The following is a 6,000-nucleotide window of genomic DNA, read 5'->3' as shown; positions in this document are numbered from 1 at the left end:
CCCGCAAACCCGCAAACCGCCTCCCCCGCCCCCCCCCCGCTACGCGAAGCCGTACCGATAAGATGGCACGCAGAAGAACCATGACGGGAGGTCTGTGTCATGCGCGATATCAGAGTTGGAGTGGTCGAAGATGATCCACAAGCCTGCCAGAAAGTGCTCGATTATCTGAACCGGTACCAGAGCGAAACCGGCACGCAGTTCACGATTTCCGTCTTCGACGACGGCGAAGCAATCGTCGAGCGATACACGCCCACTTACGACATCCTGCTGCTCGACATTGAGATGAAGCACATGGACGGCATGGCCGCCGCCCGCAGAATCCGCGAGCGCGACAATTCCGTGGTCATCGTGTTCATCACCGGCGCCCCGCAGTACGCCATCAACGGCTACGAGGTGCAGGCGCTTTCCTATTTGCTGAAGCCGGTGCCCTACTTCGCGTTCCGACAAGAAATCAAGCGCTCGATCGATATGGTCCGCCGTCGCACCGACGAGGCGCTGCTCATCGAGGCCGGCGGCAAGCAGTTGCGCGTGGAACTGGGCGACGTACTGTATATCGAATCGATTCGCCACACGATTATCGTACACACGCAGGGCGGCAAGCTTTCGGTGACCGGCACGTTGAAGGACTTCGAGGAACGGCTGGCAGACCAGAACTTCTTCCGTTCGAACTCCTGTTATCTGGTGAATCTGCGCCATGTGACCGGCGTGGATGGGCAGGACTGCATAATGTCGAACGGCGAGGCGCTGCGGGTAAGTCGCCCGCGCAAAAAGGCATTCCTCACTGCATTGACCGACTACATGGGCATGGGAGGTCTGTGATGGGCGGCACGTTGGGCGATACCATAACCAACGCGCTGCCGGATATTCCGCGCCTCTACACCGCCTTGTGCGAATGGCTGGCGTGCATGGTGTACATTATGGCCATTTACCGCCGCGCGTGTTGGCAACGCACCGCCGCGGTGAGCACAATCGGCTTGGCGGGCATGATCGCCATCCAGTATCTTGCTGGCGCGATGCCGCTCTGGTTCTGGGTGATCGGCATGTTGCTCGCATTCGGCGGCATGTGGGCGATTGTGCGATTCGCGGCGGGAACAGGCAATCGCGAAGGACTGTATATTGCTGCGCGCGCGTTTGTGTTGGCGGAACTGGTCGCCTCGCTGCATTGGCAACTGGTGTCATTCCTGCAATATGGACTTGGGCTGCCGCCACAGGAACCGTTCGCCACGCTGGTGTTGATCGGCACGTATGCCGCCGCCTTCACCGTCGCATGGCTGGCCGAGCGCGGCAATTTCGCGCATGATGCGCCGACCAGCGCCACTTGGCAACTGTCGGTGGGTACCGTGGCCATCACCATCGTGACGTTCGCCATGAGCAACCTGAGTTTCATTTCCACCAACACCCCGTTCTCCGGCACGGTCGGGCAGGAGATTTTCTACATCCGCACATTGGTGGACTTCTGCGGTTTCGCAATCCTGTACGCTCAGCAGGAACAGGCGCGACGCATGGCTGCGAACGCTGAGCTGGCTTCCATCAACGCACAGCTGGCCAGCCAGCATCAGGAGTATCTGGCATCCAAGGAGAACATCGAATCCATTGGGCGTCTCGCACACGACTTGAAGCATCAGATTGCGGCGTTGCGCGCGGAGGTCGACCCTGAGCATGCAGCAGCCGGATTCGAGCAGCTGGAGGCTTCCGTGGCGGCCGCCAGCGCCCAGCAGCACTCCGGCAATCCGGTGCTGGATGTGATTCTGACCTCGAAGATGCGCACCTGCGCGGACCAGGGCATTACGTTGACCGCCGTGGCGGACGGCAAACTGTTGGATGGCATGTCTTCGATGGATATCGCCTCATTGTTCGGCAACGCGTTGGACAACGCCATCGAAGCCACCGGTAAGCTGCCGGACAAGGAACAGCGATTGATTCGTCTGGCCCTGTACGGGCAGGGCCAGTTCACGGTGATTCGCGTGGAGAACTATTACGATTCCGCACTGCGCAGGGACTCCACCGGTACGCTGCGCACCACCAAACGGGACGCTGCGCGCCATGGCTTCGGCGTGAAGTCGATCCGTCACATCGCCGCACAGTACGGCGGCGAAGTGACGATTCGCGCCGAAGATCACTGGTTCGTGCTCACGGTACTGATTCCGCGCCTTCCGCGGTAGGTGTGAGTCAGAAGTCCCAATCGTCGTCGTCGGTCTCCTCGGCCTTGCCCATCACGTAGGAGGAGCCGGAGCCGGAGAAGAAGTCGTGGTTCTCGTCGGCGTTCGGGCTCAGGGCGGCCAGGATCGCGGGGTTCACGTCGCAGATTTCGGCCGGGAAAAGCGCCGGGTAGCCGAGGTTCATCAGCGCCTTGTTGGCGTTGTAGTGCAGGAACTTCTCGACGTCCTCGACCAGGCCCACGCCGGAGTACAGGGATTCGGTGTAGCCCACCTCGTTGTCGTACAGTTCGTTGAGCAGATCGTAGGTGTAGTCCTGCAGATCGGCGCGCTCGGCGTCGGTCAGCTGGGCGATGCCCTTCTGGTACTTGTAGCCGATGTAGTAGCCGTGCACGGCCTCGTCGCGGATGATGAGGCGGATCACGTCGGCGGTGTTGGTGAGCTTGGCGTGCGCGGAGAAGTACATCGGCAGGTAGAAGCCGGAGTAGAACAGGAAGGATTCGAGCAGCGTGGAGGCCACCTTGCGCTTGTACGGGTTGTCGCCCTCGTAGTAGTCAAGCACGATTTCGGCCTTCTTCTGGAGGAACTCGTTCTGCTCGCTCCAGTCGAACGCTGCGTCGATCTGCTCGGTGGAGCACAGGGTGGAGAAGATCGAGGAGTAGGACTTGGCGTGCACGGATTCCATGAACGCGATGTTCGTGTACACGGCCTCCTCATGCGGGGTGAGCGCATCCGGAATCAGGGAGACTGCGCCGACCGTACCTTGGATGGTGTCGAGCAGGGTCAGTCCGGTGAACACGCGCATGGTGAGCGTGTGCTCCTCTTCGCTCATCTGCTGCCAGGAGGGGATGTCGTTGGAGACGGGAACCTTCTCGGGCAGCCAGAAGTTGCCGGTCAGGCGGTCCCAGACCTCAAGGTCCTTCTCGTCTTCCAGACGGTTCCAGTTGATCGCGGAAACGCGGTCGATAAGCTTCAGCGGCTTACGCGGGATAGAAATCGGTGGCATGGTTCTTTGTTCCTTTTTACGGTTGACGCGGGGAGGAGAGACATACAATGTGCGACACACTCAAGGCCGTTCGGCCAAGCTTACGGTCTTGCATTGTATGTCTCTCCTCCCCGCTCTCATGTGTCATACGGTTCCGTCCCGGCCAACGAGAACGGACTCTGATGGTCTGATGCGTGTGTCCTCTAGGCGCACGAGGGGGCGCACCAAGGACATCAGATCATCAGCGGGCGGAATCGTGAATGATGAGTGCGGAGGCCGCCGTCTGAGGCCGAAGGTGCCGAGCCGTATAAGGGACAGCCCAGTGGGCTGTCCCTAGGCGAGGGGAGCAGCTCGCTGCGACGATTGCGCGTCAGCGCAATAGGTGCGTCGAGGGCCGAAGAAAGGCGGCATACGCTCCATCATTCGCGATTCTGTCAGAGCATGCAGGAGACGCAGCCTTGCACCTCAGTGCCTTCCAGCGCCTGCTGGCGGATGCGGATGTAGTAGAGGGTTTTGATGCCCTTGCGCCAGGCGTAGATCTGGGCCTTGTTGAGGTCGCGGGTGGTGGCGGTGTCCGGGAAGAACAGCGTCAGCGAGAGACCCTGATCGACGTGCTGGGTGGCCTCGGCGTACGTGTCGACGATGGCCTTCCAGCCGATCTCGTAGGCATCCTTGTAGTACTCAAGGTTGTCGTTGGTCATGTAAGCCGCCGGGTAGTAGACGCGACCGATCTTGCCTTCCTTGCGGATCTCGATCTTGGATGCGATCGGGTGGATCGAGCTCGTGGAGTGGTTGATGTAGGAGATCGATCCGGTGGGCGGCACGGCCTGCAGGTTCTGGTTGTAGATGCCGTCCTTGATGATGTCGGCCTGCAGAGCCTGCCAGTCGGCCACGGTCGGGATGGCGATGCCGAACTTGGCGAACAGTTCGCGCACGCGGGCGGTGCGCGGTTCCAGCGAGCGGTGGCCGTCGGTGTACTTGTCGAAGTAGTTGCCCTGGCCGGCCGGCTTGGCGTAGTCGGAGGTCGGGAAGCTCTTGAATGCCTGGCCGCGCTCCACGGCGAGCGCGTGGGAGGCGCGGTAGGCGTGGTAGGCCACGGTCATGAAGTACATGTCCGTAAAGTCGAGGCCTTCCTCGGAGCCGTACATGATGCCTTCGCGAGCCAGGAAACCGTGCAGGTTCATCTGGCCCAGACCGATGGCGTGGCCTTCCTCATTGGCGCGGCGGATGGAAGGCACGGCGTTGATGCTCGTGTGTTCGGCCACCGAGGTGAGCGCTCGAATCGCGGTCTCCACGGTGTGGGCCAGGCCTCCGTCCATCGCCTTGGCGATGTTGAGGGAGCCGAGGTTGCAGGAGATGTCGCGGCCGACGTGCTTGTAGGTCAGGTCTTCGTTGTATTCGCTGGGCTCCTGCACCTGCAGGATTTCGGAGCACAGGTTCGACATGGTCACGCGGCCTTCGATCGGGTTGGCACGGTTGACCGTGTCCTCGAACACGATGTACGGGTAGCCGGATTCGAACTGCAGTTCGGCGATGGTGGTGAAGAACTTACGTGCGTCGATATAGGTCTTGCGAATGCGGTCGTCCGCCACCATCTCCTCGTAATGTTCGGAGATGGCGATGTCGGCGAACGGCTTGCCGTACACGCGCTCCACATCGTACGGGCTGAACAGGGCCATCTGCTCCTTGCGCTTGGCCAGCTCGAAGGTGATGTCCGGAATCACCACGCCGAGCGCCAGGGACTTGATGCGGATCTTCTCATCGGCGTTCTCGCGCTTGGTGTCGAGGAATCGCAGGATATCCGGGTGATGGGCGCTCAGGTACACCGCTCCGGCACCTTGGCGGGCACCCAGCTGGTTGGCGTAGGAGAAGGCGTCTTCCAGCAGCTTCATGACCGGGATCACGCCGCTGGACTGGTTTTCGATGTGCTTGATCGGTGCGCCGAGCTCGCGCAGGTTGCTCAGCAGCAGCGCCACGCCGCCGCCTCGCTTGGACAACTGCAGGGCCGCGTTGATGCCGCGGGAGATGGATTCCATGTTGTCTTCGATGCGCACCAGGAAGCAACTGACCGGCTCGCCGCGCTGGGCCTTGCCGAGGTTCAGGAAGGTGGGGGTGGCCGGCTGGAAACGGCCGGCGAGCATTTCGTCGGCGTATTCGACGGCCTGGTTTTCGTCGCCGGCGGCGAGCTCCAGCGCCACGGCGGCGCAGCGCTGCGGGAAGTCCTCAAGGTAGCGCTTGCCGTCGAAGGTCTTCAGCGCGTAGGACGTGTAGAACTTGAAGGCACCGAGGAAGGTGCCGAACTCGAAGCCGGCGGATCCCACGTGTGCGTAGAAGCGATCGAGGAATTCGGCGGAGTACTGGGCGAACACGGCCGGGTTGTAGTACTGGTTATCGATCAGGAACTTCAGGCGCTCGGCGGTTGAGGGGAAGGTCACGGTGTTGGCGGCCACATGGTTGGTCACATAGGCGCGTTCGGCGGCTTTGTCCTTGTCGAATTGAATCTGACCGTTGGCGTCGTACAGGTTGAGCATCGCGTTCAACGCATGATAGTCATGCGCCGGATCGGTGGGCTCGGCAGCATGTGACGTGTTGTCGAGGGCCAGTCCAGTGTTGGTGAAATCGGTCATAGTCGAATTGAATTCCTTACGATGTAGTGAAAAGCGGCTGCGTCAAAGCGGCAGCCCCTCATCAACGATTTTGCTCCACACGCTTCCCCTTCTCGCGAATATGTACCACTGAGTCGCTGTCAGTGGAACATATTCGCGAGAAGGGATACGGTCCGGTCCCGTTCCTCATCTCCGAATCGCTGCAATCCTCCATCTATACCCCCCTCCTCCTATCTACGCCCCTCCTCATCTT

4 protein-coding genes are annotated in these 6,000 nt (G+C 60.9%); 2 read left to right on the top strand and 2 right to left on the bottom strand.

Annotated elements, in window-relative coordinates; translation table 11 throughout:
- The first annotated feature begins 99 nt into the window (after positions 1–99).
- Complete coding sequence (locus G1C97_RS09490; RefSeq protein WP_169241547.1) at positions 100–819, top strand: LytR/AlgR family response regulator transcription factor; 720 nt, start codon at positions 100–102, stop codon at positions 817–819.
- An 11-nt stretch (positions 820–830) separates the two neighbouring features.
- Positions 831–2,162: a sensor histidine kinase gene (locus G1C97_RS09485; RefSeq protein ID WP_205832603.1), complete on the top strand. Its 1,332-nt coding sequence runs from the start codon at positions 831–833 to the stop codon at positions 2,160–2,162.
- A 7-nt stretch (positions 2,163–2,169) separates the two neighbouring features.
- Here the strand turns inward: G1C97_RS09485 and nrdF are convergent, their stop codons facing one another.
- The gene (gene nrdF, locus G1C97_RS09480) at positions 2,170–3,162 is read right to left on the bottom strand and encodes a class 1b ribonucleoside-diphosphate reductase subunit beta (RefSeq protein WP_033889497.1); all 993 of its coding nucleotides are present in this window, start codon (positions 3,160–3,162) and stop codon (positions 2,170–2,172) included.
- Positions 3,163–3,575: 413 nt separating this feature from the next.
- Positions 3,576–5,768, bottom strand: a complete 2,193-nt coding sequence (nrdE, locus tag G1C97_RS09475) for a class 1b ribonucleoside-diphosphate reductase subunit alpha (protein WP_169241545.1) — start codon at positions 5,766–5,768, stop codon at positions 3,576–3,578.
- Positions 5,769–6,000 lie beyond the last annotated feature (232 nt).

The organism is Bifidobacterium olomucense (assembly GCF_012932375.1).
Taxonomy (GTDB): Bacteria; Actinomycetota; Actinomycetes; order Actinomycetales; family Bifidobacteriaceae; genus Bifidobacterium; species Bifidobacterium olomucense.
Note: the sequence above shows the minus strand (reverse complement) of the source record. Positions and strands in the feature narration are given on the sequence as shown.

Bases quoted from the DNA above. Each gene is read 5' to 3' on its own strand.
- nrdF (WP_033889497.1), bottom strand. From the start codon at position 3,162: ATGCCACCGATTTCTATCCCGCGTAAGCCGCTGAAGCTTATCGACCGC.
- G1C97_RS09490 (WP_169241547.1), top strand. From the start codon at position 100: ATGCGCGATATCAGAGTTGGAGTGGTCGAAGATGATCCACAAGCCTGC.
- nrdE (WP_169241545.1), bottom strand. From the start codon at position 5,768: ATGACCGATTTCACCAACACTGGACTGGCCCTCGACAACACGTCACAT.